Source organism: Paraburkholderia sp. EG287B (assembly GCF_040965595.1).
GTDB lineage: Bacteria > Pseudomonadota > Gammaproteobacteria > Burkholderiales > Burkholderiaceae > Paraburkholderia.
On record NZ_JBFRCG010000027.1, the window covers coordinates 23,866 to 47,862 of the forward strand.

A 23,997-nucleotide genomic window follows, 5' to 3' on the forward strand; every position below is an offset into this window, starting at 1 on the left:
CTGTTTCAGGAGCAAGATCCATCATGTTCAAGGCCATTCTCGTTGATAAGGAATCCGGATCGTATGAAGCACGCATTACCGAACTCGACGACGCGCGCCTGCCGGAAGGCGACGTGCTCGTCGACGTCGGCTACAGCACGCTGAACTACAAGGACGGCCTCGCAATCACGGGCAAAGGCCCGGTCGTGCGCAGCTTTCCAATGGTTCCCGGTATCGATTTCGCGGGGACGGTCGCGCAAAGCGCGAACCCTGCCTACGCGGCGGGCGACGCGGTCGTGCTCAACGGCTGGGGCGTTGGCGAACAACATTGGGGTGGCCTGGCGCAGAAGGCGCGCGTCAAGGGCGACTGGCTCATTCCGCTGCCGGCGGGCTTCACGCCGCGGCAAACGATGGCCGTCGGCACGGCCGGATACACGGCCATGCTCTGTATTCTCGCGCTGGAACGGCACGGCATCACGCCCGCGCACGGCGACGTGCTCGTCACGGGCGCGAGCGGCGGCGTGGGCAGCTTTGCCATCGCACTGCTCACGCGCCGAGGCTATCGCGTCGTGGCGTCGACCGGCAGGCTGCAAGAGGCCGGGTATCTGAAGCAGCTCGGCGCCGTCGAAGTCATCGACCGCGCCTCGCTATCGGAGCCGGGCCGCCCGCTGCAAAAAGAACGCTGGGCAGCCGCGATCGATTCGGTTGGCGGTCACACGTTGGCCAATGTCTGCGCGAGCCTGCGTGCGGATGGAGCGGTGGCTGCCTGTGGCCTCGCACAAGGCATGGATCTTCCCGCGACGGTCGCGCCATTCATTCTGCGCGGCGTGAGCCTCCTCGGCATCAATAGCGTCACGCGTCCATTCGCGCATCGGCAGCAGGCCTGGCACGCGTTGGGAGAGACGCTCGATCTGAAGCAGCTCGACACGATTACGCGAGAGATCGGCCTGGCCGAGGCCATTGCGGCCGCGAGCGATCTGCTCGCCGGGCATGTGCGCGGACGGCTCGTGGTGGACGTCAACCGGTAACGTGCGCAGCCGCGGCGATTCAACGCTTCACGATTTCGCCGCGTTCACGAACCCTTCGCGAACGCGCGCGGCGTGACGCCGAGAAGCCGCGTCATCCAGTGCGCCATATGGCTTTGATGCGCGAACCCCGCTTCGAGCGCCACCTGGCTCAGGCTGAGCTTGCCTTCGATGAGCAGCGCCCGCGCGCGTTCGACACGCCGCCGCACGACATATTGATGCACCGGCATGCCCAGCGTTTCGCGAAACAGGGCCTTGAAATGCGGCACGCTCAGGTCGGCGAGCGCGGCGAGTTCGCCGAGCGTGAGGCGTTGATCGAGATGGCTCTCGATGTAGTCGGTCACGCGTGCCGCCTTGGGTGCCGCAAGCACGGCTGCGCCCCGGCCTTCTGATGCGCCCGTGCCGCCGAGCAGCCGTACGACCATTGCCGTGGAAATGCTCTCGGCGAATAGCGGGTCGCAAGCCGTTCCCGCATCGATCTCGGCCAGCAGCGCGCCCGCCAGCGAATTGATGCGCGGGTCGCGCAACTGGAGAGACGGCCGGATCTCGCGCTTGCCCTGCGGGTTCTCCATCTGTTCCGCAATCGATCGCACGAAGCGGTCGTCGAACCACACGCGCAGAATCGTGCAGTCCGCGTCATCGGTCCATTCGCCTTCGACCCCGGCGGGCACCACATCCGCATCGCCGTGCGCCTGAAGCCGCGCTTGACGGCGGCCGTCGCACGCGCATCGCGCACGCACCGGCGTGCCGACATGAATGCCGATGCGGTGATACCCCATCGCGGGAAAGCGATGCTGCCCCGCGCTCACACGCAGCAGTTCGGCGCCACCGCCCTGCCAGCCCAATCCGGCGCTCGAACGCAGGATGACGCTCGTTCCAGCGTGCCGGTTCGAATCTGCAGTCAGTGCGCTCATGGCAATCCTTTTCGACGCTCAAGCCGTGCGGGAATTCGTGCGATGTTTGCGGCCAGTTTACTGGATTACGGCGACGCTCGCGCACCGCGCAATGGTGGACGTATTCAATCATCCGTTTCTGCGCAACGCCATCCGTTCCTGCGCGCCATGCGGCGTGCGTCTGCCTACGATGACGCAGACCACGCACACCAGGAGAAAGCGATCATGTTCGTGATTTTTGGAGCATCGGGAAAAGCCGGGCGTGTCACCGCCGCCGCGTTGCGCCGTGCGGGCAAGCCCGTGCGCGCCGTGGTGCGCCACGCCCGCCTGGGCGAGAGTCTCGCGGCGCTGGGCTGCGAAATCGCGCTCGCCGATCTGACCGACGCGCAATCGGTTTCGGCCGCGATCAAGGGCGCTCACGCCGTCCATCTGCTATGCCCCGTTCCATCCGGTGATACGGATCCCGAAACGACCATGCGTACGATGATCGACATCGCGACCGATGCCCTGCGCGAAAACCCGCCCGCCACGCTGCTCGCCATTTCCGATTATGGCGCGGAGCTGCCGTTGAATACGGGCATCACGCGGCTCTATCACTACCTGGAAAAGCAGCTGAAACCCATTGCTACGCAATTGGTGTTGCTGCGCTCGGCGGAACATATGCAGAACTGGGCGGCGTTCATTCCCGGCGCGCTCGCAACAGGTACGCTGCCGAGCCTCCATCTGCCTTTGGAGCGCCGCTTTCCCACGGTCGCTGCGCAGGACGTCGGCGCAGCGAGCGCCGGGCTGCTGCTCGAATCGCATCAGTCCGGCGCGCCGAGAATCGTGAGCATCGAAGGACCGCAGAGGGTCAGCGTGAACGACATCGCGGCGGCACTGAGCGTTGCGAGCGGCCGCACGATCACGCCTCATGCGCTGCCGCGCGAAGCGTGGGCGCCCATGCTTCTCAAAGCCGGACTCAGCGAGAAACACGGCCGGCTCATCACCGATCTGTACGACGTTTACAACACCGGCCGCATCGACGTCGAAGCGAGCCGCAGCGAGCGGCGCTTCGGCACGACCGCGTTGAGCGACGTGTTCGGCCCACTCGTTGCGAAACTCAACAGCCAGTAGCGCGCACGCCGCGATGAGAAAAAAACGGCCGGGCGCTACGCACGCCCGGCCGTTCCCGGAAGACTATGCAGCAATCAGAACCACTTGCCGAACTGGCTGCCCGGCGCAAGCGACACCCCACGCAGCACTTCGCCGAAGCCCGCGTTGCGCAGCGTCACGAAGCGCTCGTTCGCAGCACCCGAAACCGTGGTGTTGCGCAGCACGTCGCGCACAGCGACGAGGCGATTCGGGTCCGCGCCCTGATCGCCGTTGCCGCTCACCGTCGAGGTGATCGCCCAGATCGTGACCGTGCCGTCCTGCCCGACGTGGCCCGTGATGTTACGCAGGCCGTCGGTGGCGGGCGACCACGGCAAGCTGGTCGCGCTGTTCGTGCCCATCGGATAACCGGCCACGGTGTACGAAGTCCCCAGATTCAGGCCGTTCTGGAGCGTGTAGGCGAGCTTCCATGACTTCGTTCCGGCGTTGTACACCCACTTCTGCAGGCCCGCGCCAGTCTGCTGCGCGGCGTGCGTGTACAGATCCGTACCGCCCGAATAACCATCGCCCTCGTCGGCCACATAGAGCGTATTCGCGTCGGCGAACCACAGGCCGAACGGGTACGAAAGCGTCGTCGCCGTCTTGTTCGGCGTAGCCGGGAAGCCCGCGAGCACGCATACGTTGCTCGGCAAGCCGCTGGTCGTCAACGTGGAGGCGTCGTACGCAAGCGGGTTGGACGGCAGTTTCGCGCCCGCCACCGGCACGCCTACGCCGCCCGAGGGGCACGCCTTGCCCGTGGTGTCGACGAAATACACCGTGTTCACGCCGTTGCTGCCGCTGCCCTTCGTGAAGTACACCACGTTGTTGAAGACGGTGAGCCCGCGGTAGTTGTCGTCCTTGCCCACCTTGTCGGCCTTCGCACCAAGTTGCGTGACCGAGAAGCTCGCGAGCGGCGTGGGCGTGCCCGGCGTTTGCTGCGCCTCATGCTGGTGCGTCGCCGCGATGAATTGCGCACCCGCCCCGAGAATCACGCCTGCCGGCTGCGGGTTCGATCCGTTGCCTGCGTTGCCCACCGTGTAGTAAAAGCCGTTGCCTTCGCCGTTGTCCTTGCCGTTGTTGAGCAATGCGGCGCGGCCGTTATTGCCGCTGTATGCATTCGTCTCCGTAAAGGAGAAGTGCCCTTCGGCATCGAGCCGCGCCACCGCGCGATAGAACGCCTGACCGTCCGGATTCGTCGGATCGATCGCGCCCGGCGTATTCGAGTTCGATACGTCGATCGTGTTGACCGGCGCAACGTAGCCCATGAACGTCAGGTAGCGGCCGTCGCTCGAGAGGTTGAGCGCGAGTTCGGACTTGGAGCTGAAGCTCGTCACGAGCTGGTCGTGGCCATGGCCCGGATGCAGACTGTTGGGCACTTCCAGCGTGTGCACGACCTGGCCGCCCGGCGTAATGGTGTCGAGGAAAATGCGCGCCGTGATGCCGAAGCTCGGATCGTAGAGCACGTTGTTCCAGACAGCCGGATAGGTGCCGTCCGTGGGCGCGCCGCCCGTGGGGCAGCTCGCCTGCGCGCTATTGCAATTGGGCGGCAGCGTCATGCCGGGGGTAACGTTGCCCGACACATTGTCGTAGACACTGCGGCTCACGACGAGCAGGTCCGAACCGCCGAAAAATGCGTTGGTGTCTTGCGAGGCAGCGGCTGCGCCTGCACTGGCGCAAACCAGAGCAGCGGCAATGGCAAGACGGGAAGGACGCGCGGCAAAACAGGCGCCGCAAAATGCCGGGCGAAGGGTATTGATGGCCATCTGTAGCGTCTCCGAAAGGAATTACAAGCGTTTTGTCAAGACGAACTTGGGGTCAATCCCGCTTACCGTAGCGAAAGTTTGTGAAAGATTCGTTGCAGACAATGCGGCTTCGTTCGCGCGTTTTCCTCTGCGGAAATCGATCGGCTCAGCCTGTTTTTCGATGCGGTGGATTTCGTTTGTTATCCTCATCATCTATTCGCGCATAAAGACGCAACGCTTCGTCATAAAACCGCCGCACGATAGCAGGATTCAATTTGAATCCGGCCTGTCACCATCCTGTAATTGACAGTACGCGGACCAGACAGACTCCGCGACTTCCCAGAGAACATGAATAACGGGAGAGGCTCGTGAGACCATTACGCCCCCTGATTGCCGCGCTCGTTTGCGGCGTTTTCACGTTGTCGGCCCGCGCCGACGGCGTGACCGGATGCGGCAGCACACTCGCCGCGCCCCTCTACACCCACTGGGCCACCGCCTACCAGAAGTCCGGCGGCGGCAAGGTGATCTACCGCAGCACCGGCTCCACCGACGGCATCAAGCAGATCGTCGCGCACACGGTCGACTTCGCCGGCTCCGACGCTCCGCTCACGAGCGAGCAATTGAGCAAGGACGGCTTGCGGCAGTTTCCCACCGCGATCGGCGGCGTGGTTCCGGTCGTGAATCTTCCGGGCATCAAGGCCGGGCAGTTGATGCTGAACGGCGAGGTGCTGGGCCAGATCTTTCTCGGCAAGATCCTGTACTGGGACGACCCGGCCATCGTACGGCTCAATCCGAAGATCAAGATGCCCAACACGCCGATCGCTGTCGTGCGGCGTCTCGATGGTTCGGGCACGACGCTGATCTGGACGCATTATCTCTCGCAGGTGAGCCCCGAATGGAAACGCAAGGTCGGCGAAGGCACCAGCGTTCACTGGCCGCTAGGGATAGGCGGCAACGGGAATGAAGGTGTCGCCACGTTCGTCGGCTACCTGCCCGGGGCGATTGGCTATGTCGCCTGGGACTTCACGAAACAGAATCATCTGACCTACACGGCGATGACCAACGCGGCGGGCGCGGTCGTGGAGCCGGGCATCCAGACATTCAGCGCAGCGGCCGCGAATGCGGACTGGTCAAGCTCGCTCTTTCAGGTGCTCACCAATCAGCCGGGCAAGGACGCATGGCCCGTGATGGGCGCGACCTACGTGTTGTTGCAGGCGACACCGGACGACTCGGTGCGCAACGCTGAAACGCTGAAGTTCTTCGACTGGGCGCTCATGCATGGCGAGCCGACGATCCAGGCACTGGACTATATTCCGCTGCCTGCCGTGGTCGTGACGAAAATCCGCGCGCAATGGCACGACGATAAAAGCAACGACGTCGCGCCCAAAACCGTTAGCACACAGTAGCGTCCACATACGCCGCTGGAAATCGTGGCGTCATGTCGATGCCACGCGCATGAATCAACGCTTGCCTGCTTTGCGCCGGCGGGAATCGGATTTACGGCAAAGGTCCGTCAACACCCAGCGCGCGATGATCTCCGGACGATTCGTTCCATACTGCGCGAACTTGATTTCGTTTTCGAAGTAGACGATGACGCTTCCGGCCATGACGCGGTAAGCACCCGCGTAGTTCACGCCATCCAGTTCGACGCTCAGGGGATGAGTGGTTTCGTATTCTGCAAGAGCCAAGGTAAACGCGGAAATGTCTAAATTATGACAATATCGTTTCGCGGCCCCATTGGTCAATTAAATATGCGTTTTGTTTCATATCGACGATCGCCGTCCCGATTTCAGTACATTACGGGAACCTGTCGCGCCTTTTAACGGGGCACGCATTAACGCCGCCTGACTCAGCCTGCCATACGGGCTTGCCGCGAACCACCGCTCGCCGACGGAAGCGCTCCAGGCGTTCACCCAGCGCGTCGCCATCATCTTTTCGGGTTCTGCTTCGGCATTCATCAGCCGCTTCATTGCCAGGCCAAGGCGGTGCATTGCATACCGCTTGCGGCGCGCTTCAGCATCCACTCGCGCGTTCATCGTCTCGCCTCTTCCGGTTGGGCATTGCATAGACAAAACCTGGAGACCCACCTGCACCGATACCTTGCGAAGCCGGAGCATGACTCCCGCCGAACCACGCGAGAACGCTCATTAAGGCACGGAAAAAAAGGCGGAAACATCAGGGAGAGTATTGAGGTAGTCGCCATGAAAGCGCTTTCGCCGGCCGGCGGGAAAAAGGGCACGCCACCCACGACGATCTGGCTCTCTGCTCACCACCCTACGCCGGCCATATGACACTCGTTAGTAAGCCACGAATTCCGGCCTTTTTGTCGAAATACAACCGGTGAATGGCGGCGACCTGGCGACGCACCGCGCGATCATGACGGATCGGCAACCCCTTTCCAGAAGGTTCACAGCGCATCGATCCATGCGAACAACGACACACGGCGGCCCCCGATTTGCGCTCGGACGCGCACTGAAGCAACCGTTGCTGAATGTGGTGGCCCGGTTGCCCGACGGCGTGCAGCGCGCGATGTTCATCCCGCCGATACGGCGCATCTGCATTCGCGTTCCGGTATTGCGCGCGGTGTATTCCGGCTGCCTGCGGCGCCACCCCATCGATCTCCTGTACGGCACGAACACGAGCGGACTGGTCGACTCCAACGCGCTGCAGCGCGACGCCGATCTCGCCGTCCAGCTCAGGCCATACATGGGCTCGCAGCCGACCATCATCCGCCGCGCGCTCGACACCCTCGGCGATATCACCGGCTATACGTTCATGGACATCGGTTGCGGTAAAGGCCGGCCGATGATCGTCGCCTCCGAGTATCCGTTCTCTTTGGCGCTGGGCTACGACATCAGCGCGGACCTCGTGCGAACGGCAAACGCGAACGCGGCCGTCATGGCGCGGCGCTTTCCGCAACGGCCGCCCATTCGCGCGTTGCACGCCAATGTCGCCGATCTGAAAGTGCCGGCGGGCAAGGTAGTCGTCTTCCTGTTCAATCCATTCGGGCCGGAACTGATGGCGTCGCTGCTCGAGAAACTCGAAGCGGGCCTCGCGAGCGGCACCATCGAACATCTTTTCGTCGTCTACGACAATCCCGTGTGCGGCGAAGTCTTCGACGGCTCCCGCCAGTTGCAGCGCTGGTTCGCCGGCGTATTTCCGTACGATCACGACGAAGTCGGCTTCGGACCCGAGGACCACGAGAACGTCGTCGTCTGGCAAAGCGTGCGCGGCGCGCGCCCTGACACGTTCGCGGACCGCAATCGCCGCATTACGACGAAAGACCGCCTCAGCACTTCCATTGAAGGCTGAATCACAAGCACCACGAATTCATTCAGGAGACGCAAGTGCCGACCTCCGTCGTGGCGATATACGAGTCGTCGCCGGCTGCTTCCTTCCGGTACGCGTTGCGCACGTGCGAGACCGTCGATGCGTTTCGTGCCTTCGAACCCCAATGGCGTGCGCTTTTATCCGGAGCCGAAGCGTATTCGCCTTTCATCAGTTTTGCCTACTGCGAGGCAGCCGTCGCGGCGGCGCTGACAAGCGGCGCGAAGGTCGAAGTCGCGACGGTGCACGACGCCCGTGACCTTCTGGCGCTATGGCCCGTCGTCATCACGCGCAAAGGCGCGTGGCGAACGGCCCAGGCGCTGGGCTGCGGATGCGGCGAGGAGTACGGCGGCCCGCTGATCGCCGACACCCGGCGCCCGGAACTTTACGATGCGGCGGTCCAGGCCGTCTTGCGGATTCGCGCCGACGTGCTCCACATTCCGATGCTCGAAAACGGCAGCGCGCTGCAACGTGCGCTCGACGCCGCCCCGCAGTCCTGGGTTCAGCGCGCGCTACCGCAGCGCTGGCGCGTGATGCCCGGCTATTCGATCAACCTGCGCGCCGCGCCCACATGGAACGATTTCCTCGCAACGCGGCACTCGACGCTGCGCGCCGCGCTGCGTTCGAGCGCGAAGCGGTTGCGGCGCGAAGGCGAAGTCAGTTTTGGATGGTGCAACAGCGCCGCCGACACCGAGCGCGTATTGAGGTGGCTATTCGCCAACAAACGCCAATGGGCGCTCAAGCGCGGCATCGAATCGCCCTATTTGATGGACGACCGCGTCCGCGACTTCTTCATCGAGCTTGCAAAGCGAACCGACCTGACCACCCTGCCGCTCGTCGCCTATGTGCAGGTCAACGGGCAGCCGGTGGCGGCATCGGTCAATCTCGTCGGCGCGCGCAGCGTCGAGTATTTGATCACCACCTATGACGAGGCGTTCAGCGTGTTCTCGGTGGGGAACCTGCTGATCGAATTCATCGCGCAATGGGCCCAGGCCCATGGCCGCGATTTCGATTTTCGACCGCTGCATGGCGACTACAAGGTGCGTTGGGCGGATCGCGAAACCAGGCACGAATCGCGCATCGTCGTGCTCAATGCACGCGGGCGGCTCATCGAGCTGGCGTTGTCGTGGGCCCAGGCCAGGCGCGTCTATCGAAAAGTCACGACGCTCGTGATGGCGCGCCTGAAATGAGCCAATTGCGTCCATAGACGCCGCTCACTGCCTCACCACACCGCCCTCGCCGTGCGTTTCGGTTCGTGGTGCATCGTCGAGCGTTTCCAGCGCCGGATTGTGATGGAGGACGAGCGCCGCGCCCGCGCCCACGAGCCCGGCTCCCGCCAGACATAGCAGGCCCGCGCCGAAGCCACCGGTGCTGTCCTTGATCCAGCCCATCGCGTAGGGGCCGAAAAAGCCCGCCAGATTGCCGAGCGAATTGACAGCCGCAATGCCGCCGGCCGCAGCCGCGCCCGACAGGAACGCGGCCGGCAGCGTCCAGATCACCGGCAGGCAACCGAAAATACCGAAGCCCGCGATGGAAAGCGCCAGCATCTTGAGCACGGGGTTGTCGAGTCCCGCGGCAGCCGCAATCCCGGCGGCCGCGACGGCGAGCGCAAGTGCGACGTGACGCTTGCGTTCCAGCCGGCGGTCGGAATGCCGGCCCCACAGCACCATCGAAACGACGCCCACCGCGTAGGGCAGCGCAGTCACGAAGCCCGTCTGCACATTCGTGAGTCCGAACGCCTTGACGATCTGCGGCAGGAAGAAGCTCAGGCCGTAATTGGTTGCGTTCGCACCGAAATAGATCAGCGCGACCGCCAGCACACGCGGATTGATGAGCGCCTCCAGCACGCTGAACGTGCGCACCTTCTCGCGATGACGGCGCTCCTGCGCCTGGCGATCGATGAGCCAGCGGCGCTCGTCGTCGGCGAGCCAGCGGGCGTCGGCGGGTTTGTCGGTCAGATAGAACAGCACGCAAACAGAGAGCACGAGCGCGGGTATCGCCTCGATCAGGTAGACCCACTGCCAGCCCGCCAGCCCCCCTCTGCCGTCGAGCGACAGCAGCGAGCCGGAAACCGGGCCGCCGATCACCGTCGACAAGGGAATGGCCGCCATGAAATAGCCCACCACGCGCGCGCGGTATTTGGCGGGAAACCACAGCGTCAGCAGAAAGATGATGCCGGGGAAGAAACCCGCCTCGGCGATGCCGAGCAAGATACGCAGTCCATAGAATACGTGCGCGTTCGACATGCCGGTGATGCGGGCGAGGTCCGGAATGAACGCCATCGCGCCCGCGATAATGCCCCACGTGAACATGATGCGCGCGATCCAGCGCCTTGCGCCGAAACGCTCGAGCAGGAGGTTCGACGGTACTTCGAAGAAGAAATAGGCAATGAAGAAGATCCCTGCGCCAAAGCCGAACGCGCTCGCGGAAAGATCGAGTGCCTTGTTCATCTGCAGTGCAGCAAAGCCGACGTTGACCCGATCGAGATACGCCACGAAATAGCAAACGATCAGGAACGGCACGAGCCTGGCCATCACGCGCGCCATGGTGCGGGTTTCGAGCTCCATCTCTGTCTCCTTCGGGGCCGGCTGCGCGGTGCGGTGCACCAGTCACGGGCCGGACCGTTCGTCCGTTTGGAATCGTTAAAGACTAGTCGCAAGCGGCGTGATACGAAAGGACGGTTCACATGGTGGGATATGGACCGGAAACGGCATGACAGCGTAGTTAAAGCTTCGGACAGGACAGCACTTGCAATGGCTGCGTGGCGACGCCGGGCTGGGCGCCAGGGGTCGGTGTGCCCTGCGGAGGCGTCGAAACGAGGCGCACGCTGTCTGGACCGGCGTTGGCGAGTGCGTACTTCTCTTCGCTGCCTTCGGGTTGCCAGTACGCGCGGAAAACGGGTCCATCGCTGAAAACGAGCAGCGTGCCGTGCGTGGCCTGCCCCGCGGAAACGAAATCGACCGGTTCGCCGCTGCGTAGCGCGAAGCCGCCGGCGGCGTGGCTCCCCACGAGCTTGCCGCACGGCGGCGCGGCGTCGGGTGTGGGAGTGGGGGTGGGATCTGCGCCATGTGCTGGCTGCGTCGTGAGCAACGCCACGCCGAGACAGGACGACAACGCGAGCGTAAGAGTCGTTTTCACGCGCAACCTCGTGAACTCGTCATCGGTCGTTTCGGGGCGCGCAAACCGCATTCCCGCGCGTGCAGGGGACGAATGGCGACCCAGCGCCGGGCGGCCGGACGGCAAGCCTTAGAAGTCGCCGGCGTCCTTGCCGAGCGTGTTGATATCGATCTCGAGGGCGCGGCAGACGTCGCGCACGAACTCATCCATGGCAGCCGTGCACTCGGGGCTTCCCGCCGGGAAGTCCTCGGGGTTCTTCTTGCCTTGGGCGCGGCGGATGGCGCGAATGCTCGCCTCGAGCGCGCGCGCCTCTGCCCAGATGGGAGGTTTGTCGGGATAGTCGGGATGTTTGCGCGCCATGGCTGGTATTTCGGCAATGGCTACGCGAACTTTAGGCCGCGGCAGCGAGCGAACGGTAGCACGCCCATATAGCTGAGGATGCCAAACGTTTGCGCCGTCCGCATTGCGTTGCGACGGGCCGCGCTGCTGCCATCAAGGCCGCCGTTATCCAATGCGCATCGTGAGTAACAGCGGCAGGATCGTTTCGTACGCAACGCGCGGCTCGTCAAACGCGCCGCTGAAATCCGGCAATCGCCCGCCACATTGCAACCGGGTTCGAATACATGGGAAAGTGCCCGCAATCCGCAATTTCGGCCAACACCACGCCCTGATCGCGAATGTGATCGAGGTACGACAGCGCAGCGTTCTGCTGCCCGTACATGAACATGCGCGGAAACGGCAAACCGAGGAATTTGCGCATCAAGTCGCCATTATCGGAGAGATCGACCATCGAGCGGAAAATTGGCCCCACTGCCGCGGCCCTGACCTTGTAGCGCACACTCGCGGCATAGAGGGCACTCGCATAGGCCGGCGCATGGCGCGTGCGCTCGATGAAATCGCTGAAGAAGCGCTCGGCGTCCGCGTGCGGATACTCCTCGATCTGTCTGCTGAGAAAGCAGTCCTCGGGCGCGATATTGCCTTCGATATCGACGAAGCTGAGCACGCGCTCCGGGTGCCGGTGGGCCAGCATGAGCGCCGTCAGGCCGCCCATGGAGTGACCGACCAGATGGAAGCGGTCGAAGCCGACCCGTTCGAGCACGGCGAGCGCGGTCTCGACGAGAAACGGTATGCCGACTTTCGAAAGATGGGCACACTGCGTTTCGCCGCAGCCCGGGGCGTCGTACGCGACGAACGGGTGCCCTTCGAACGCCGCGTATCGCACGATATCCGCGTAGTCTTCTTTCGTGGACCCGAACCCGTGAAGGAACACGATGGGCGCCTTGTCGCCGTCGCGATGGATAGCGGAAAGCTCGAGCGCCGTGCCATCCACATCGAACGAGAACACCGAACGGGAAAATTCCTGAGGCATCGGATCACTCCGCGAGCGTGTGGAAAAAATTCTGGATGGCGGCGCAAGCGTGCCGCAACGACACGTCGTCCAGCGCATAGGCAATACGAATATACGGACCCAGTCCGAACGCGCTGCCGTGCACCGTTGCCACACCGGTTTCGTCGAGCAGTGCGCTGGCCACTGCTTCGTCATCCTTGAGATATGCCCCGCCTCGCGTCGTCTTGCCGATCAGGCCGGCGCACGAGGCAAAGGCGTAGAACGCGCCTTGCGGCGCTTCGCAACGCATGCCCGGCGCCCGGTTCAGTTGCTCGACCACGAGATCGCGCCGTTGCTGAAAGGCCCTGCGCGAGCGCTCGACGAAATCCTGCGGCCCGCTTAGCGCCGCCAGCGCGGCATGCTGCGAAATGGTCGATGCGCCGGACGTCTGCTGGCCCTGCAGTTTTTCCATCGCGTCGATGAGCCAGCGCGGACCGGTACAAAAGCCGATGCGCCAGCCCGTCATCGCATACGCCTTCGAAACGCCGTTCATCGTCAGCACGCGCTCGCGCAACCGCGGTTCGACCTGGGCAAGCGTGAAAAATTCGAGCCCATCGAAAATCAGATGCTCGTAGATATCGTCGGAAAGCACGAGCACCTGCGGATGGGCGAGCAGCACTTGCGCAAGCTGCTGCAGCTCGGCACGGCTGTACACCGCACCGGTTGGATTGGATGGCGAATTCAGAATCAGCCAGCGTGTGCGCGGCGTAATGGCGGCGTGCAGCGCATCGGCGGTCAGCTTGAAGCCACTCTGCGCACCGCATGGCAGGATCACGGCGCGGGCGCCGCACAACTGCACGATCTCGGGGTAGCTCACCCAATACGGCGCGGGGACGATGACTTCGTCATCCTCATTGAGTGTCGCGGCGAGCGCGTTGAAGATCACCTGCTTTCCGCCGCTGCATACGAGTGTGTCGCGCCAGTCAACGTCGAGGCGGTTTTCGCGCTGGAACTTGCCGGCGATGGCTTCACGCAAAGCCCGCAGCCCTGCGACCTGCGTATAGCGCGTATGACCCGCTCGAATGGCGGCGACGCCGGCTTCGCATACGTGCTGGGGCGTGTCGAAATCCGGCTCGCCGGCGCTGAGCGAAATCACGGCTGCGCCGCTCGCGCGCCGTGCGGCCACACGGTCCATGACCCTGTAAGTGGCCGAAGGCTTCGCCGCCGCGAGGAAGCGGTTCAATGCGGGGAGGTTGGCGTCGCTCATCGAACTGCAATCGCCTCGAATTGCTTGTCGTGCATGACGTCCGCAACCGGGCGTCCGGCGCGCACCGCCGCCACCATGCCGTCCTGGCGGCGCGCGATCCGCTCGCCCAGCGCCAGCACCGCTTCGATATGGCCTTCGGGAACGAACACCGTGCCGCATCGATCGGCGATCACATAGTCGTTTTCGTGCACGGTGACACCCGCCATTTGCACCGGCTTGCCCGAGTCGATCTGGACCACGCGATTGCGCGCGCTGATCATCGTGACGCCGCGGCCATAGACCGGGTAGCCGATCGCCTCGCTGCCGTCGATATCGCGGCTCATGCCGTCGATGACCGAGCCGCGCACCTGCTTCGCCGTGGCGGCATTGGCGAGGATGTCGCCCCAGCAGGAAATGCCCTCCACGCCGCCCGCGATCACCAGCACGCGATCGCTCGTCGTAACCGCGTCGACGACGGGAGAGATCAAGTGCACGCCGGGTTCGGCGTCCTGCTTCGGCCCGAGCAGGACGGTGCTGGCGCGGCCGACGATCTTCGGACAGTCCCAAAGCGGACGCAGGCCGCAAGTCGCGCCGGGCAGGCCGAGAAAGTCGAGCGCATCGGAAACCGTGTTGGTGTCCAGTGACGCAAGTCGATCGAGGAAGGAAGGCGTGGTCATCACACTCGGCTCCGTTGAATAGTCCGGCAATCCTCGCGTGGATCGGCTGATATGTAAATTTCGCATTTCGTATCTCGGTGATACGATTTCTGGAACAGCAACCGGCCACCGGAAAATGCGCTCACCATGAACAATACGATCGACTTCAGGCTGATACGGCAGCTATGGATGTTCCTCGCCGTTGCAGAGGAACAGCATTTTGGGCGTGCCGCCCAGCGGCTGAACATGTCGCAGCCGCCGCTCACGGAGCAGATCAAGGTGCTCGAGCAATCGCTCAAGCTGGAGCTGTTTTACCGGTCCCGCCAGGGCACGCAGCTGAGTCCGGCCGGCGCCGCGATACTGCCGGCCGTGCGCCAGTTCGCCGGGCAGGTCGAGCGGCTGGAGCGGGTCGTGCGCGAAGTCGCCGCCGGTCAGTCGGGTGTGTTGCATGTCGGGGCCATCACCTCCGCGATGCTCGAAACGGTGCCGCCCGTGCTGGACGCGCTCAAACGCGCTCACCCGCACCTGACCGTGCTCGTCAAGGAAATCGATAGCGTCGACGCCATTCCCATGCTCGAAGCCGGCGAACTCGATCTCGCGTTCGTGCGCATCGACGGCGAGGTGCGGAGCGGCATCGCCACCTTGCCGCTAGCCGAGGACCGGCTGGCCGTGGCGCTGCCGAAGGGCCATCCGCTGGCCGCCCTGCCCCGCGTGCGGCTGCAGGCGCTAGCCGGCGAGCAACTGGTGATGTCGTCGCGACAGGTCAGCCCGGTGTATTTCGACTTCCTGACTTCGGTTTGCCGCTCGCATGGCCTGACGCCACACGTCACGCACGAGGTGCGCTCCGTCACTTCGCAAGTTGCCTATGTCGGCTGCGGCCAGGGCGTGGCGCTCGTGCCGTCGTCGATGCGCAAGCTTGCGCCCGGCAATGTGGTCGTGCGGCCGCTGAAAGAAAAGATTGCGGTGGTCACGGCCGCGCTGCTGTGGAACACGCATCGTCATCACCCCATGGTCGACGAGGTCGTCGCGTCGTTGAAGAAACGTAAGGCGCGAACCCTGGCCGTCGTGTTGAAAGCCTGATGAAAAATGGGGCGCGCGTCGACCATGAAAAGCACGCGCGTTGCCTCCAGAAATAACGCGAGCGGTCGTAAACGGGGGTATTACATTTCATTCCCGGCAGTTGCAGCGGGACCGCACCGACTCGCAAGACAATGTTCAACGTACTGGCCCAGTATTGGGGAACGATTCGGCGCACTTTCCTCGCCGGAAACAGCGCGGCCCTGAAGCTGGCGCAGTTGCGCGTGATGATCTATCAGCTGCCCATGATGTATGGGCTGCTGGTCGTCAACACGTGGGGCATGGTGCTGCCCCACGAGAACGAGATTCCCGCCTGGCAGGGCGTGATCTGTCCGCTCGTACTCACGGCATTTTGCTTCGTACGCGCCGTCTCCTGGCTGCGGCTCTCCAGGATGCGTGTCAGTGCGGAAGATGCGGCAACGATCCTGCGCAATTCCGGCAGGCTCGCCTGGGTCTTCTCCATTTCGTTCACAGCATGGTCGCTGTCCCTGCTGCCTCATGGCGGCGCGGCATTCAAGCTTCATGTCGCCTTCTACATGGCCATCACGGTCGTCGGCGTCATCTTCTGCCTGATGAACGTCATCAAGGCAGCGTTCACCGTCTCCGCCATTGTCAACGGCGCCCTCGTCATCACGTTCCTGAGTTCGGGAAACGGTGTATTCCAGGCGATCGCCATCGATACGTCGCTGGTTTCGCTGGCGATGCTGGTCGTTGCGTTCACGCAATACAAGAACTTCGCGGATCTCGTGGCCACGCAACGCGAAAACAAGCGCCTCGCGAATATCGACAGTCTCACGAATCTCCCGAACCGGCGGGCCTTTTTCACCTCGCTCGACAGGCATTTCGATGCCGCCATGGCATCGGGCGGACGGCTCGCGGTGGGCCTCGTCGATCTCGACGGCTTCAAGTCCGTCAACGACATTCACGGCCACTCGCTGGGCGACCACGTGCTGGCCGAAGTCGCGTCGCGGCTCGCCAAAGCGGCGTGCGGCACGATCACGCTGGCGAGGCTGGGCGGCGACGAATTCGGCATCATCGTCACGGACGACTGCACGGACGCCGGCCTCTCGCAACTCGGCCGCACCATCTGCGATGTTTTTCAATATCCCATACTGGTCGGCGAGATTTCCGTTCGTCTTGGGGCGACGATCGGCTTTTCCACCTATCCGCACATTTCACGCAACAAGGCGGATTTGTTCGAAACCGCAGACTACGCGCTTTACGAGGGCAAGCGCCGCTCGCGCGGCTCGGTGACGATCTTTTCGGAGACGCACCGCAACGCCATCATTCGCGAGTCGCAGATTGCCCAGGCGCTACGCTCCCCCGATCTCGCCAGCGAACTCGATCTCGCGTTCCAGCCGATCTACTCGCTCGAGCGCCAGCGCACCGTCGGTTTCGAAGCCCTGGCGCGCTGGCGCAGCGCGTCGCTCGGCACGGTCCCGCCCGGCGAATTCATTCCCGCCGCGGAGCGCAACGGTGTCATCAACGGCTTGACCCTCGCTCTGTTTACCAAGGCCCTGGCCTGCGCGAAGCAATGGCCAGCGCATATCCGCTTGTCCTTCAATCTGTCCGCGCATGATTTCGCCAGTGAGTCCGCGGTGAAAGAGTTGGCCCGGTGCATCGTCAGCAGCGGCATCGACCCGGCCCGGCTCGACTTCGAGATCACCGAAACCGCGATGGCCAAGGACTTCGACCAGGTCCAGAAGGCGGCCAAGGTGCTGCGCGCGCTGGGCTGCGGTTTGTCGGTCGACGATTTCGGCACTGGCTATTCGAGCCTCTCGTACCTGTGCAAACTTCCGCTCACGCGCCTGAAGATCGACAGGATGTTCGTGAGCGGTCTCAAGGAGCGCACGACGGCGTTCACCGTGGTTCGCACGCTGCTCAATCTCAGCCGTCAGATGTCGCTCGACTGCATCGTCGAAGGGGTGGAAACGGCGGCCGAACTGCAGACGGTCGCGGCGCTCGGGGCAACACTTATTCAGGGCTACTATTGTTCTCGCCCGATGGAGGCTTCGGCAGTGGCCGGTTTTCTGGAGCGTGAAAGCGAGGGCGAAGCGGTGGCTCGCCTCGCGGGAGAATGACGAGTAGTCCGCATACCAGAATGGCTGCTTAACTGTTTGTCGGCCAGTACGCGATGTGGCGTACCGATCTCCTCAACTTTTCGATCAATGAGCAGCCGGCGCAAGCGGGAATGTTGCGCCACGTTGGATTCGAGGACGACGCGGCAACCGGCTATTCGAGAAGCTTCGACGTGAACGGTCTCGAATGGGAGTTGTTTTCGGCAGCCGAGCAGGACGCGCGCATCGTCAGCGCTTACGGGGTTCCGGTCAAGTCGTGACGAGTGCGCATCGCTTAGCCGGTTAAAGCGCCGAGGCAGCGGCCGCACGAACGCGCCTGGCCCAGTCGCAGGCGCCCGGCGCTCACGGTCACCTCATTGCCGCAATCGCACCGGCAAACCCACTTGCCATCGCCGGCATAGCGATCCGTCGTCAACTGGCCGAACACCTCGCCCCCCTTCAGCGCAGGCGAGCCCGGCCGCGACCGCCACACGCGGCGCTGCTCGCCGCAGCCGCAATCGCGCGTCTGGCCGCTCTCCACCGCATCCAGCGCGGCCGTGACGTGGGCGCCGCAGCGGCACCGCCAGAGCCACACGCCGGCGCCGCGATATTGAAGCGCGACAAGATCGCCGAACGCGCGACCGGAAACGTCGCGATACGGCGGAAATGGCCATTCAGGCGGCAAGGGGGGACGGATACGCGGGTTCACGACAGATAGATGGGATTCGGCGTCCTGGTCTCAAGGGTGTCCGTTCGTCTTCGATGTGCGGGCACGCGGCCCGGCAAAGAGGGGCGGATCATCCTGCACGGCCGGCGGGTCACCGCCTCGTTACGGGTTATCTGAGTATTTTGGCATCTCACGTCACGAATGATAAATCGTGAACGTCCTGGCAGCATGGGCGGACGCGGTTGGAGCCGGCCAGGTCGGCCCGGCCAGGTTGGCCCGGTCAGGCCTGGGGTATGCGCATCATCGTGCGCACCGTAGACAGACAGATATCCGGTCTGATCTGATCAGCCAGGAGCAACATGATGTTGACCTTACCGATCTTTCTAATTGCTTTCTTCGCGATCATCGTGGCCATGCACCGCGGCGTGACGCGCAAGGCAGACTCGAAGCTCCGCGAGCAATTCGACGCGCAAGGCGTGGGCGGTGAGGTGTCGCGTCAGTTGATGCGCGCTTCGGGCTACAGCGTCTGAGTTTCCGACTACGCGCAAGCGAACTGAACTGCATCGGTACTGAACACGGCCCGAACGAGTTTGGTCGACTCGGGCGACTCGAACCACGCACAGGAAAGCTGCGGACCGAATGCCGTCGGCACGACCTGGTTCACCGTCATTAACGGCCCGCCTGAGCACAGGCGCACCGTCCTGCCTTTAAATCGCGCAGCAACCGAACTCAGCGTCTCGGAACGCAAATCCCTGTGGATCGCACAAACTGCGGACATGTTACCTCCCGGATGCTCGCGACTCGCTGACCGGCGCCCACCGCTCTCGTCAACGACTGGAACCCGTATATTCGCCCTTGTCCGCATGGGCTGAATATAAGGTTTTCGCCTTCGTATCGGAACAAATTCGACATCGAAAGTCATTCGCGAACTTCCTGTTCGCACGATGCACTGCGCGCCAGCAAACGGACGCCCACCGACTCGCTGCGCAGCCTGCGGCGCTCGAGCGCGTTGCGCAGCTGGCCCAGGATCAGCGTGCCGGCAATCAGCGCGAGATAGAGCGTGACGAGCGTGTGACGTGCGCCGTTGAGGGCTGCCTGATGGACGACCAGCGCGGCATCGACAGGCGGAAGCAGGTGGCTCGCCCCCTCGACGGCTCGCATCATGTGGATGAAGCCCCCTGCGGAAAGCAGCGGCAGCAGGATGAAGACGATCAGCAGCGCGAGCCGCATGCGACGCGCCCATGCATGGTGGCGCAAGCGGAACCACAGCCCAAGACATCCGTGTATCCAGCCGGGCGCTAGCAGCGCGAGTTGCAGACCCTGCGTGCCGCTCGTCAGCAGCACGACGATGACGCGCTCGTAGTTGGGTTCGAAACCATAGAGCGAAGACGCGAGCCGGGTCGTCACCGCGTGGCGGATCAGCAGCAGCGGCAGGCTGAGCCCTGCCAACAGGCGGATCCATTCCGCGGGCGGCAGCGCCCAGTGGCGACGCCCGTATATCGTGTGCAGCGCCAGCACGAAATGCACCGATGCGGCGCCATACAGTGCGATCGTGCCGGGCGTGCTGCGCCAAAGCCGCAGCGCGAGGACGAGACCGTGTCCGGCAAGCTCGAGCGACCAGATGCCGAGCGCGTGATTGACCAGATGCAGAAAAAGATACGTCAGCATCACGAGGCCCGACGTGAGTTGAAGCCGGCGCAGAAGATATTGAACGTTGATGCTCGCTGCGCTGGCGCGGCGACGGGTCATGCCGACGATGTCCATATTGGTTTCCGCCATTTCGTGTGCCACGCCTGCCATACCGCGAACCCACGCCGGTTATTCCCGCGCTCGACTCGCGAAAAAAATCCGGGAATAAAACAGCGGCACTCGCGGTATTGCACGTGAAGCCCGCCCTGGAGGCACTCCGAATTGCACCGGCGGTCGACTTCCTGAACCCAGCCGAGAGGACATCATGTCGTCAGATCTTCCTTCCCAACCGTCACGCCGCAACGCCCTGAAATGCCTCGCCTTCGGTGGCGCCGGCACTGTGTTCGTTCTGGCCGGAGGCGTCCTCACGCCCGTGGAGCTGGCTTTGGCGGCGAGCAGCAAAGAAAACGCCGGCGTTCCGCTCTTTCTGCAGATCAGCGACTCGCATATTGGCTTCAACAAGGAAGCCAACCCCGATGTCGCGGGCACGCTCAAACAGACCATCGACTACGTGAACGCCATGCCCGTCAAACCCGCCCTGGCGATTCACACGGGCGATATCACCCATCTCTCCAAACCTGAGGAATTCGATCTGGCGGCGCAATTGCTGTCCGGCCTCAGCATTACGGAGTTGCACACCACGCCCGGCGAACACGATGTGACAGATGGACCGCAAGGCGAATACTTCAAGCGCTTCGGCAAGGCGTCGGACAACCGGGGCTATTACAGCTTCGACCACAATGGCGTGCATTTCATCGCGCTCGTCAACGTGATGCATTTCAAGCCGAACGGTCTGGGCAACCTGGGCGAGGACCAGCTCGCCTGGCTGGAAAACGATCTGAAGGGCCGCACGTCGAGCACGCCGATCGTCGTGTTTACGCACATGCCGATGTGGACGATCTATGAACCATGGGGCTGGGGCACCGGCGATGCGGGCCAGGCCATGGATTATTTAAAGCGCTTCGGCTCGGTGACCGTGCTCAATGGCCACATTCATCAGATCGTTTCCAAGGTGGAAGGCAACATCACGTTCCACACGGCACGCTCGACGGCCTATCCGCAACCGACGGCCGGCGACGGGCCCGGACCCGGGCCGCTCAAGGTCGCGAGCGATCAGCTGCCGAAGATGCTTGGCGTGACCAGCATCCGGATCACGCGCCATCCTCTCGCGGCGACGCTTTCCGACACGTCCCTCGCCTGACCTTGCGTTTCGCTCATTCAACGAGGATCCGAGCCATGCTCTCCATTCACTATCGTCGCGCCTTCGCCCTCTTCTACGGGATCGGGATGCTCATGGCGGGGGCGTCCCTTGGTGTGCCTGCCGCGCAGGCGCAGGAGCCCAATGAGATCGACATCAAGAATTTCATGTTTTCGCCGATGGCGCTCACCGTGAAGGCGGGCACCACGGTGACCTGGAAGAATATGGACGGCGAACCGCATACGGTCGTCAACGATGCGGGCGTCTTTCACTCCGCCGCGCTCGACCAGAACGATACGTATCAGTTCAAGTTCGACAAGCCGGGGGTATACAAGGTGTTCTGCGGCATTCACCCTTATATGAAGGCGACCATTACGGTGCAGTAGAGACCCAGACGACGGTACAGAGCGTCGTCGCGCGTATTGCAACTCGCTTGCGTGACGCGACGACGCCTGGTCGCGGTTCAAGGATTCGGTAATAAGGTCGGAGAAATCTGTGCTGCGTTGCTGATGAAGACGTTCGTCGCATCGTCCTGCAGCAAGTAGCCTTGCTTGACAAGTGCGCTCGCCGCCGTCGCAACCGCCGCCTGGTAGCGCGATCGGCTGCCGCCATAGAGCGCGTTCAGCGTGGCTCGGCTATCGACGCCGCCTGACTGCGCGGACGCGTTCACCGCGAACGGAATCGCCGCGCCGTTGGAGATGCAGCCTTCGCCGATCGCGTGGCCCGCACCGCGATAGTTCCACCCGGTGTACGTCGCGAGCGGCACGCTCACATCCGGCACGAGTACGCCCGTGGTTTCGTTGCCGTTGGCGTCGACCTTGGGCACGAGAATCGTGTAGGGCTGCGCAGTGCTAACGACCGGCACGGCCTTGCTGTAGTCGGTCACGAAGACCTGATTGTATTCGCCGTTGAACGTAAGACTGAGCGCTGTCGGCGTCGCGGCGGGTCCGCTCGGCACGGTCACGCTCTCGAGATCAGGGAAGCCCGTCGCGGCTTGCGTCGGCGCGACCAGATTGCCCGATGCAACGGTCGGATATTGCGAGGCGGGCGGCTCCGTGCCCTTGCCGGCCCACGCGACCAGCGCGGGAATCAACGCGCGCTCGACGGGCGTTTCTTCCACGGGCGAGCCCGGCAACTGACACAGACTGCCTGTCGCTGGCACCGTGAAGTTGCCCGTGGTCACGCCGCTGCCGCCGCCGTGCTGCGTGCCCGGCACGAGGTAGTAACGCACATTCGGCGGCAAATGGACGTCGTTACCCCGTCCATCGGTGACGACCAGCGACGCGGCCCCGCCCCACCATTCGAATGCGCCGTCGAGTTGCATGATCTTCGGACACGTACCGGAGGCCTCGCAACGCTTTAGCAGGCCATCGGTCGCGCCGCTGACCGGATCGGTCGTGACCGCGTACGTGAAGGGGAACTGGAAACCCGGCATGAAGTGGTCTTCATGCTGTTTCGACCACCGTCCCGGCTGTGCGAACGCAGCGTTGGTCCACGTGCGGCGTGCAGCGGAAATGATCGGAAATAGTCCGTCGAAAACGATCCTTCCGTGCTTGTCCTCGTTGAACCCTTGATAGAGAAAGTCCTTGATGAAGCGGCCCGACTGCGAAATGCCCTCCCCGATCGCGACGTCGAAGTTCGTATCCCGGGAGCACTTCGACGCTGCGCACGCCGCATCCTTCAGATCGTTGAGCGGATTCTTGACGCCTCGCGCATCGGCCCTGTCGTAGCGCAGCCATGAAACGAGATCGCGCAGCGCCGCAAAGCCGATGCCGTCGATCGTCGGCGCCGCGGCCTTGTAGACGAAGCTGTATATCGTCCCGGCATCGGGCGGGACAGTCCTGCCGTGGGGACCCGGCACCGACGCGGGCGGCGTGAACTTGACCGAGTAATTCCCTTCATAGACATTGTTCGGCGTGCTGATATAGCTCCACGTACTCACTTTCGCCGAAGGCGCCATGTAGGTTTGCACGCCGCCCGGAATGCTGCCGTAGGCCGATAGCCACGATTGCCGCGCGGTGAAGGTGACACTGCCCGTGTCGTTGAGATCGGCGGGCGGGTAAGTGAGCGGAATCGTCGTCGGATCGCCTCCCGCATAGTCGGGAATGAACTCTTCGCGCGATAGCGCAGTCATCGGCGAACCGTCCTTGTTGGTAGCCACGGGAAATCTCGTGCCGACCAGACCCGTGCCGGCCAGCGTACTCGTCCCGTTGAGCGGAATGTCGCCTTGCCAGCCGCTCCAGAGAATCGTATAGCCATGGCGCAGCAGGGACGGGAAGGTAGACGGCGGGGGTGCGCCGGTATCGAGCGCGCCTCCACCAATGAAGGACCCGTCGGCGAGCTTGTTGCCGCGATTCACGACGTCGTAGAAGAGCACGCGAGTGGCACTCGCCGCGCTTTGCGGACGCAGGATCACGACATCGGTCCAATAGTCGACGTAACCATCGACGCCGACCGGCGCGTTCCTGATGTTGACAATGCCCGCGTTGAGCGGAGAGCGCGGATCTAGGGCGCCGTGCACGACGGCGGTGATGACCTCGTACGGCCCAGCCGCGCCGGCAGGCGTCGCACCGCCAAACGCCGGTTCAGCAGCAATAATCTGAAAGCTCTTGATGAAGCCCGCGCCCCGCTGGCTAGGTTGCGGGCCGTGCGGATCGCTGTGGGCGATTCCGCCGACGAACATACCACTCGCACCGACAATCAGTAGCATTCCTATATTTTGAGTCTTCATCGTAGAATCTCCTAACCGTGGCGAACATGGCGGAAGCGGAGTCTCGCGCCGTGTCCCTTGAAGAACGGCGAACCCGAGAGAGGCAAGGCTTTCACGCGAATGGTCCAGCATTGCGCATGCATGCTGGACCGACACGCG

At 63.4% G+C, this 23,997-nt stretch carries 24 protein-coding genes and 1 pseudogene; 11 read left to right on the plus strand and 14 right to left on the minus strand.

Going from position 1 to position 23,997, the window contains the following annotated elements; translation table 11 throughout:
- Positions 1–23: 23 nt before the first annotated feature.
- Positions 24–1,007, plus strand: coding sequence for an MDR family oxidoreductase (locus AB4Y40_RS36580; protein WP_368692008.1), 984 nt, complete (start codon positions 24–26; stop codon positions 1,005–1,007).
- A 44-nt stretch (positions 1,008–1,051) separates the two neighbouring features.
- Here the strand turns inward: AB4Y40_RS36580 and AB4Y40_RS36585 are convergent, their stop codons facing one another.
- Positions 1,052–1,918: a helix-turn-helix domain-containing protein gene (locus tag AB4Y40_RS36585; protein ID WP_368692009.1), complete on the minus strand. Its 867-nt coding sequence runs from the start codon at positions 1,916–1,918 to the stop codon at positions 1,052–1,054.
- Between the two features lie 204 nt (positions 1,919–2,122).
- Here AB4Y40_RS36585 and AB4Y40_RS36590 point away from each other — a divergent pair, with 204 nt between their 5' ends.
- A complete protein-coding gene (locus tag AB4Y40_RS36590) occupies positions 2,123–3,010 on the plus strand; it encodes an NAD(P)H-binding protein (RefSeq protein WP_368692010.1) in 888 nt (295 codons plus the stop codon).
- A 74-nt stretch (positions 3,011–3,084) separates the two neighbouring features.
- Here AB4Y40_RS36590 and AB4Y40_RS36595 read toward each other — a convergent pair whose 3' ends face one another.
- A complete protein-coding gene (locus tag AB4Y40_RS36595) occupies positions 3,085–4,788 on the minus strand; it encodes a hypothetical protein (RefSeq protein ID WP_368692011.1) in 1,704 nt (567 codons plus the stop codon).
- Between the two features lie 368 nt (positions 4,789–5,156).
- On the opposite strand from AB4Y40_RS36595, the gene pstS reads away from it, so the two are divergent.
- Entirely contained in the window at positions 5,157–6,173 is a 1,017-nt protein-coding gene (gene pstS, locus AB4Y40_RS36600) for a phosphate ABC transporter substrate-binding protein PstS (protein WP_368692065.1), read from the plus strand.
- Positions 6,174–6,227: 54 nt separating this feature from the next.
- Here the strand turns inward: pstS and AB4Y40_RS36605 are convergent, their stop codons facing one another.
- Both AB4Y40_RS36605 and AB4Y40_RS36610 read right to left on the minus strand, forming a co-directional pair.
- Positions 6,228–6,455 (minus strand): hypothetical protein, encoded by a 228-nt coding sequence (locus AB4Y40_RS36605; RefSeq protein WP_035514793.1) that lies wholly within the window; start codon positions 6,453–6,455, stop codon positions 6,228–6,230.
- A gap of 75 nt (positions 6,456–6,530) precedes the next feature.
- Positions 6,531–6,803 (minus strand): hypothetical protein, encoded by a 273-nt coding sequence (locus AB4Y40_RS36610; protein ID WP_368692012.1) that lies wholly within the window; start codon positions 6,801–6,803, stop codon positions 6,531–6,533.
- 388 nt (positions 6,804–7,191) lie between these two features.
- On the opposite strand from AB4Y40_RS36610, the gene AB4Y40_RS36615 reads away from it, so the two are divergent.
- Both AB4Y40_RS36615 and AB4Y40_RS36620 read left to right on the plus strand, forming a co-directional pair.
- Positions 7,192–8,079 (plus strand): class I SAM-dependent methyltransferase, encoded by an 888-nt coding sequence (locus AB4Y40_RS36615; protein WP_368692013.1) that lies wholly within the window; start codon positions 7,192–7,194, stop codon positions 8,077–8,079.
- A 35-nt stretch (positions 8,080–8,114) separates the two neighbouring features.
- A complete protein-coding gene (locus AB4Y40_RS36620) occupies positions 8,115–9,284 on the plus strand; it encodes a GNAT family N-acetyltransferase (RefSeq protein ID WP_368692014.1) in 1,170 nt (389 codons plus the stop codon).
- Between the two features lie 24 nt (positions 9,285–9,308).
- Here AB4Y40_RS36620 and AB4Y40_RS36625 read toward each other — a convergent pair whose 3' ends face one another.
- The 6 genes from AB4Y40_RS36625 to AB4Y40_RS36650 all read right to left on the minus strand — a co-directional run bounded on the left by AB4Y40_RS36625 (position 9,309) and on the right by AB4Y40_RS36650 (position 14,461).
- Positions 9,309–10,661, minus strand: a complete 1,353-nt coding sequence (locus AB4Y40_RS36625; RefSeq protein WP_368692015.1) for an MFS transporter — start codon at positions 10,659–10,661, stop codon at positions 9,309–9,311.
- 157 nt (positions 10,662–10,818) lie between these two features.
- The gene (locus AB4Y40_RS36630; protein WP_368692066.1) at positions 10,819–11,103 is read right to left on the minus strand and encodes a hypothetical protein; all 285 of its coding nucleotides are present in this window, start codon (positions 11,101–11,103) and stop codon (positions 10,819–10,821) included.
- A gap of 237 nt (positions 11,104–11,340) precedes the next feature.
- Complete coding sequence (locus AB4Y40_RS36635) at positions 11,341–11,571, minus strand: hypothetical protein (RefSeq protein ID WP_368692016.1); 231 nt, start codon at positions 11,569–11,571, stop codon at positions 11,341–11,343.
- A gap of 205 nt (positions 11,572–11,776) precedes the next feature.
- The gene (locus AB4Y40_RS36640; protein ID WP_368692017.1) at positions 11,777–12,580 is read right to left on the minus strand and encodes an alpha/beta fold hydrolase; all 804 of its coding nucleotides are present in this window, start codon (positions 12,578–12,580) and stop codon (positions 11,777–11,779) included.
- Positions 12,581–12,584: 4 nt separating this feature from the next.
- Positions 12,585–13,805 (minus strand): pyridoxal phosphate-dependent aminotransferase, encoded by a 1,221-nt coding sequence (locus AB4Y40_RS36645; protein ID WP_368692018.1) that lies wholly within the window; start codon positions 13,803–13,805, stop codon positions 12,585–12,587.
- Entirely contained in the window at positions 13,802–14,461 is a 660-nt protein-coding gene (locus AB4Y40_RS36650) for an RraA family protein (RefSeq protein ID WP_368692019.1), read from the minus strand. The genes AB4Y40_RS36645 and AB4Y40_RS36650 overlap by 4 nt, the downstream gene beginning before the upstream one ends.
- A 126-nt stretch (positions 14,462–14,587) precedes the next feature.
- Between AB4Y40_RS36650 and AB4Y40_RS36655 the strand changes: the two genes are divergently transcribed.
- The 3 genes and pseudogenes from AB4Y40_RS36655 to AB4Y40_RS36665 all read left to right on the plus strand — a co-directional run.
- On the plus strand, positions 14,588–15,520 hold the full coding sequence (locus AB4Y40_RS36655) for a LysR substrate-binding domain-containing protein (protein WP_368692020.1): 933 nt from the start codon (positions 14,588–14,590) through the stop codon (positions 15,518–15,520).
- Positions 15,521–15,651: 131 nt separating this feature from the next.
- Positions 15,652–17,598, plus strand: a complete 1,947-nt coding sequence (locus tag AB4Y40_RS36660; protein ID WP_368692021.1) for a putative bifunctional diguanylate cyclase/phosphodiesterase — start codon at positions 15,652–15,654, stop codon at positions 17,596–17,598.
- A 41-nt stretch (positions 17,599–17,639) separates the two neighbouring features.
- Positions 17,640–17,855: pseudogene (locus tag AB4Y40_RS36665) on the plus strand (hypothetical protein); the annotation flags it as partial.
- Between the two features lie 14 nt (positions 17,856–17,869).
- Here the strand turns inward: AB4Y40_RS36665 and AB4Y40_RS36670 are convergent.
- A complete protein-coding gene (locus AB4Y40_RS36670; protein ID WP_342924842.1) occupies positions 17,870–18,283 on the minus strand; it encodes a hypothetical protein in 414 nt (137 codons plus the stop codon).
- 317 nt (positions 18,284–18,600) lie between these two features.
- Here AB4Y40_RS36670 and AB4Y40_RS36675 point away from each other — a divergent pair, with 317 nt between their 5' ends.
- Positions 18,601–18,771, plus strand: coding sequence for a hypothetical protein (locus AB4Y40_RS36675; protein ID WP_368692022.1), 171 nt, complete (start codon positions 18,601–18,603; stop codon positions 18,769–18,771).
- Positions 18,772–18,779: 8 nt separating this feature from the next.
- On the opposite strand, the gene AB4Y40_RS36680 is transcribed toward AB4Y40_RS36675, so the two are convergent.
- Together AB4Y40_RS36680 and AB4Y40_RS36685 are read right to left on the minus strand one after the other, a co-directional pair.
- Entirely contained in the window at positions 18,780–19,163 is a 384-nt protein-coding gene (locus AB4Y40_RS36680) for a DUF2158 domain-containing protein (RefSeq protein ID WP_368692023.1), read from the minus strand.
- Complete coding sequence (locus tag AB4Y40_RS36685; RefSeq protein WP_368692067.1) at positions 19,160–19,990, minus strand: hypothetical protein; 831 nt, start codon at positions 19,988–19,990, stop codon at positions 19,160–19,162. The genes AB4Y40_RS36680 and AB4Y40_RS36685 overlap by 4 nt, the downstream gene beginning before the upstream one ends.
- 205 nt (positions 19,991–20,195) lie before the next feature.
- On the opposite strand from AB4Y40_RS36685, the gene AB4Y40_RS36690 reads away from it, so the two are divergent.
- Together AB4Y40_RS36690 and AB4Y40_RS36695 are read left to right on the plus strand one after the other, a co-directional pair.
- Positions 20,196–21,131 carry a metallophosphoesterase gene (locus AB4Y40_RS36690; RefSeq protein WP_133189457.1) on the plus strand — a complete coding sequence of 312 codons (936 nt, stop codon included), beginning with the start codon at positions 20,196–20,198 and terminating at the stop codon, positions 21,129–21,131.
- A gap of 86 nt (positions 21,132–21,217) precedes the next feature.
- Positions 21,218–21,514 carry a cupredoxin family copper-binding protein gene (locus AB4Y40_RS36695; protein WP_069266367.1) on the plus strand — a complete coding sequence of 99 codons (297 nt, stop codon included), beginning with the start codon at positions 21,218–21,220 and terminating at the stop codon, positions 21,512–21,514.
- Between the two features lie 77 nt (positions 21,515–21,591).
- Here AB4Y40_RS36695 and AB4Y40_RS36700 read toward each other — a convergent pair whose 3' ends face one another.
- Complete coding sequence (locus AB4Y40_RS36700; protein WP_368692024.1) at positions 21,592–23,859, minus strand: alpha/beta hydrolase domain-containing protein; 2,268 nt, start codon at positions 23,857–23,859, stop codon at positions 21,592–21,594.
- Between the last annotated feature and the right edge of the window lie 138 nt (positions 23,860–23,997).

Bases quoted from the DNA above. Each gene is read 5' to 3' on its own strand.
- AB4Y40_RS36640 (WP_368692017.1), bottom strand. From the start codon at position 12,580: ATGCCTCAGGAATTTTCCCGTTCGGTGTTCTCGTTCGATGTGGATGGC.
- AB4Y40_RS36590 (WP_368692010.1), top strand. From the start codon at position 2,123: ATGTTCGTGATTTTTGGAGCATCGGGAAAAGCCGGGCGTGTCACCGCC.
- AB4Y40_RS36625 (WP_368692015.1), bottom strand. From the start codon at position 10,661: ATGGAGCTCGAAACCCGCACCATGGCGCGCGTGATGGCCAGGCTCGTG.
- AB4Y40_RS36580 (WP_368692008.1), top strand. From the start codon at position 24: ATGTTCAAGGCCATTCTCGTTGATAAGGAATCCGGATCGTATGAAGCA.
- AB4Y40_RS36635 (WP_368692016.1), bottom strand. From the start codon at position 11,571: ATGGCGCGCAAACATCCCGACTATCCCGACAAACCTCCCATCTGGGCA.
- AB4Y40_RS36655 (WP_368692020.1), top strand. From the start codon at position 14,588: ATGAACAATACGATCGACTTCAGGCTGATACGGCAGCTATGGATGTTC.
- AB4Y40_RS36615 (WP_368692013.1), top strand. From the start codon at position 7,192: ATGCGAACAACGACACACGGCGGCCCCCGATTTGCGCTCGGACGCGCA.
- AB4Y40_RS36690 (WP_133189457.1), top strand. From the start codon at position 20,196: ATGTCGTCAGATCTTCCTTCCCAACCGTCACGCCGCAACGCCCTGAAA.
- AB4Y40_RS36680 (WP_368692023.1), bottom strand. From the start codon at position 19,163: ATGACTTTCGATGTCGAATTTGTTCCGATACGAAGGCGAAAACCTTAT.
- AB4Y40_RS36675 (WP_368692022.1), top strand. From the start codon at position 18,601: ATGATGTTGACCTTACCGATCTTTCTAATTGCTTTCTTCGCGATCATC.
- AB4Y40_RS36610 (WP_368692012.1), bottom strand. From the start codon at position 6,803: ATGAACGCGCGAGTGGATGCTGAAGCGCGCCGCAAGCGGTATGCAATG.
- AB4Y40_RS36685 (WP_368692067.1), bottom strand. From the start codon at position 19,990: ATGACCCGTCGCCGCGCCAGCGCAGCGAGCATCAACGTTCAATATCTT.
- AB4Y40_RS36660 (WP_368692021.1), top strand. From the start codon at position 15,652: ATGTTCAACGTACTGGCCCAGTATTGGGGAACGATTCGGCGCACTTTC.
- AB4Y40_RS36595 (WP_368692011.1), bottom strand. From the start codon at position 4,788: ATGGCCATCAATACCCTTCGCCCGGCATTTTGCGGCGCCTGTTTTGCC.
- AB4Y40_RS36650 (WP_368692019.1), bottom strand. From the start codon at position 14,461: ATGACCACGCCTTCCTTCCTCGATCGACTTGCGTCACTGGACACCAAC.
- AB4Y40_RS36585 (WP_368692009.1), bottom strand. From the start codon at position 1,918: ATGAGCGCACTGACTGCAGATTCGAACCGGCACGCTGGAACGAGCGTC.
- AB4Y40_RS36645 (WP_368692018.1), bottom strand. From the start codon at position 13,805: ATGAGCGACGCCAACCTCCCCGCATTGAACCGCTTCCTCGCGGCGGCG.
- AB4Y40_RS36700 (WP_368692024.1), bottom strand. From the start codon at position 23,859: ATGAAGACTCAAAATATAGGAATGCTACTGATTGTCGGTGCGAGTGGT.
- AB4Y40_RS36695 (WP_069266367.1), top strand. From the start codon at position 21,218: ATGCTCATGGCGGGGGCGTCCCTTGGTGTGCCTGCCGCGCAGGCGCAG.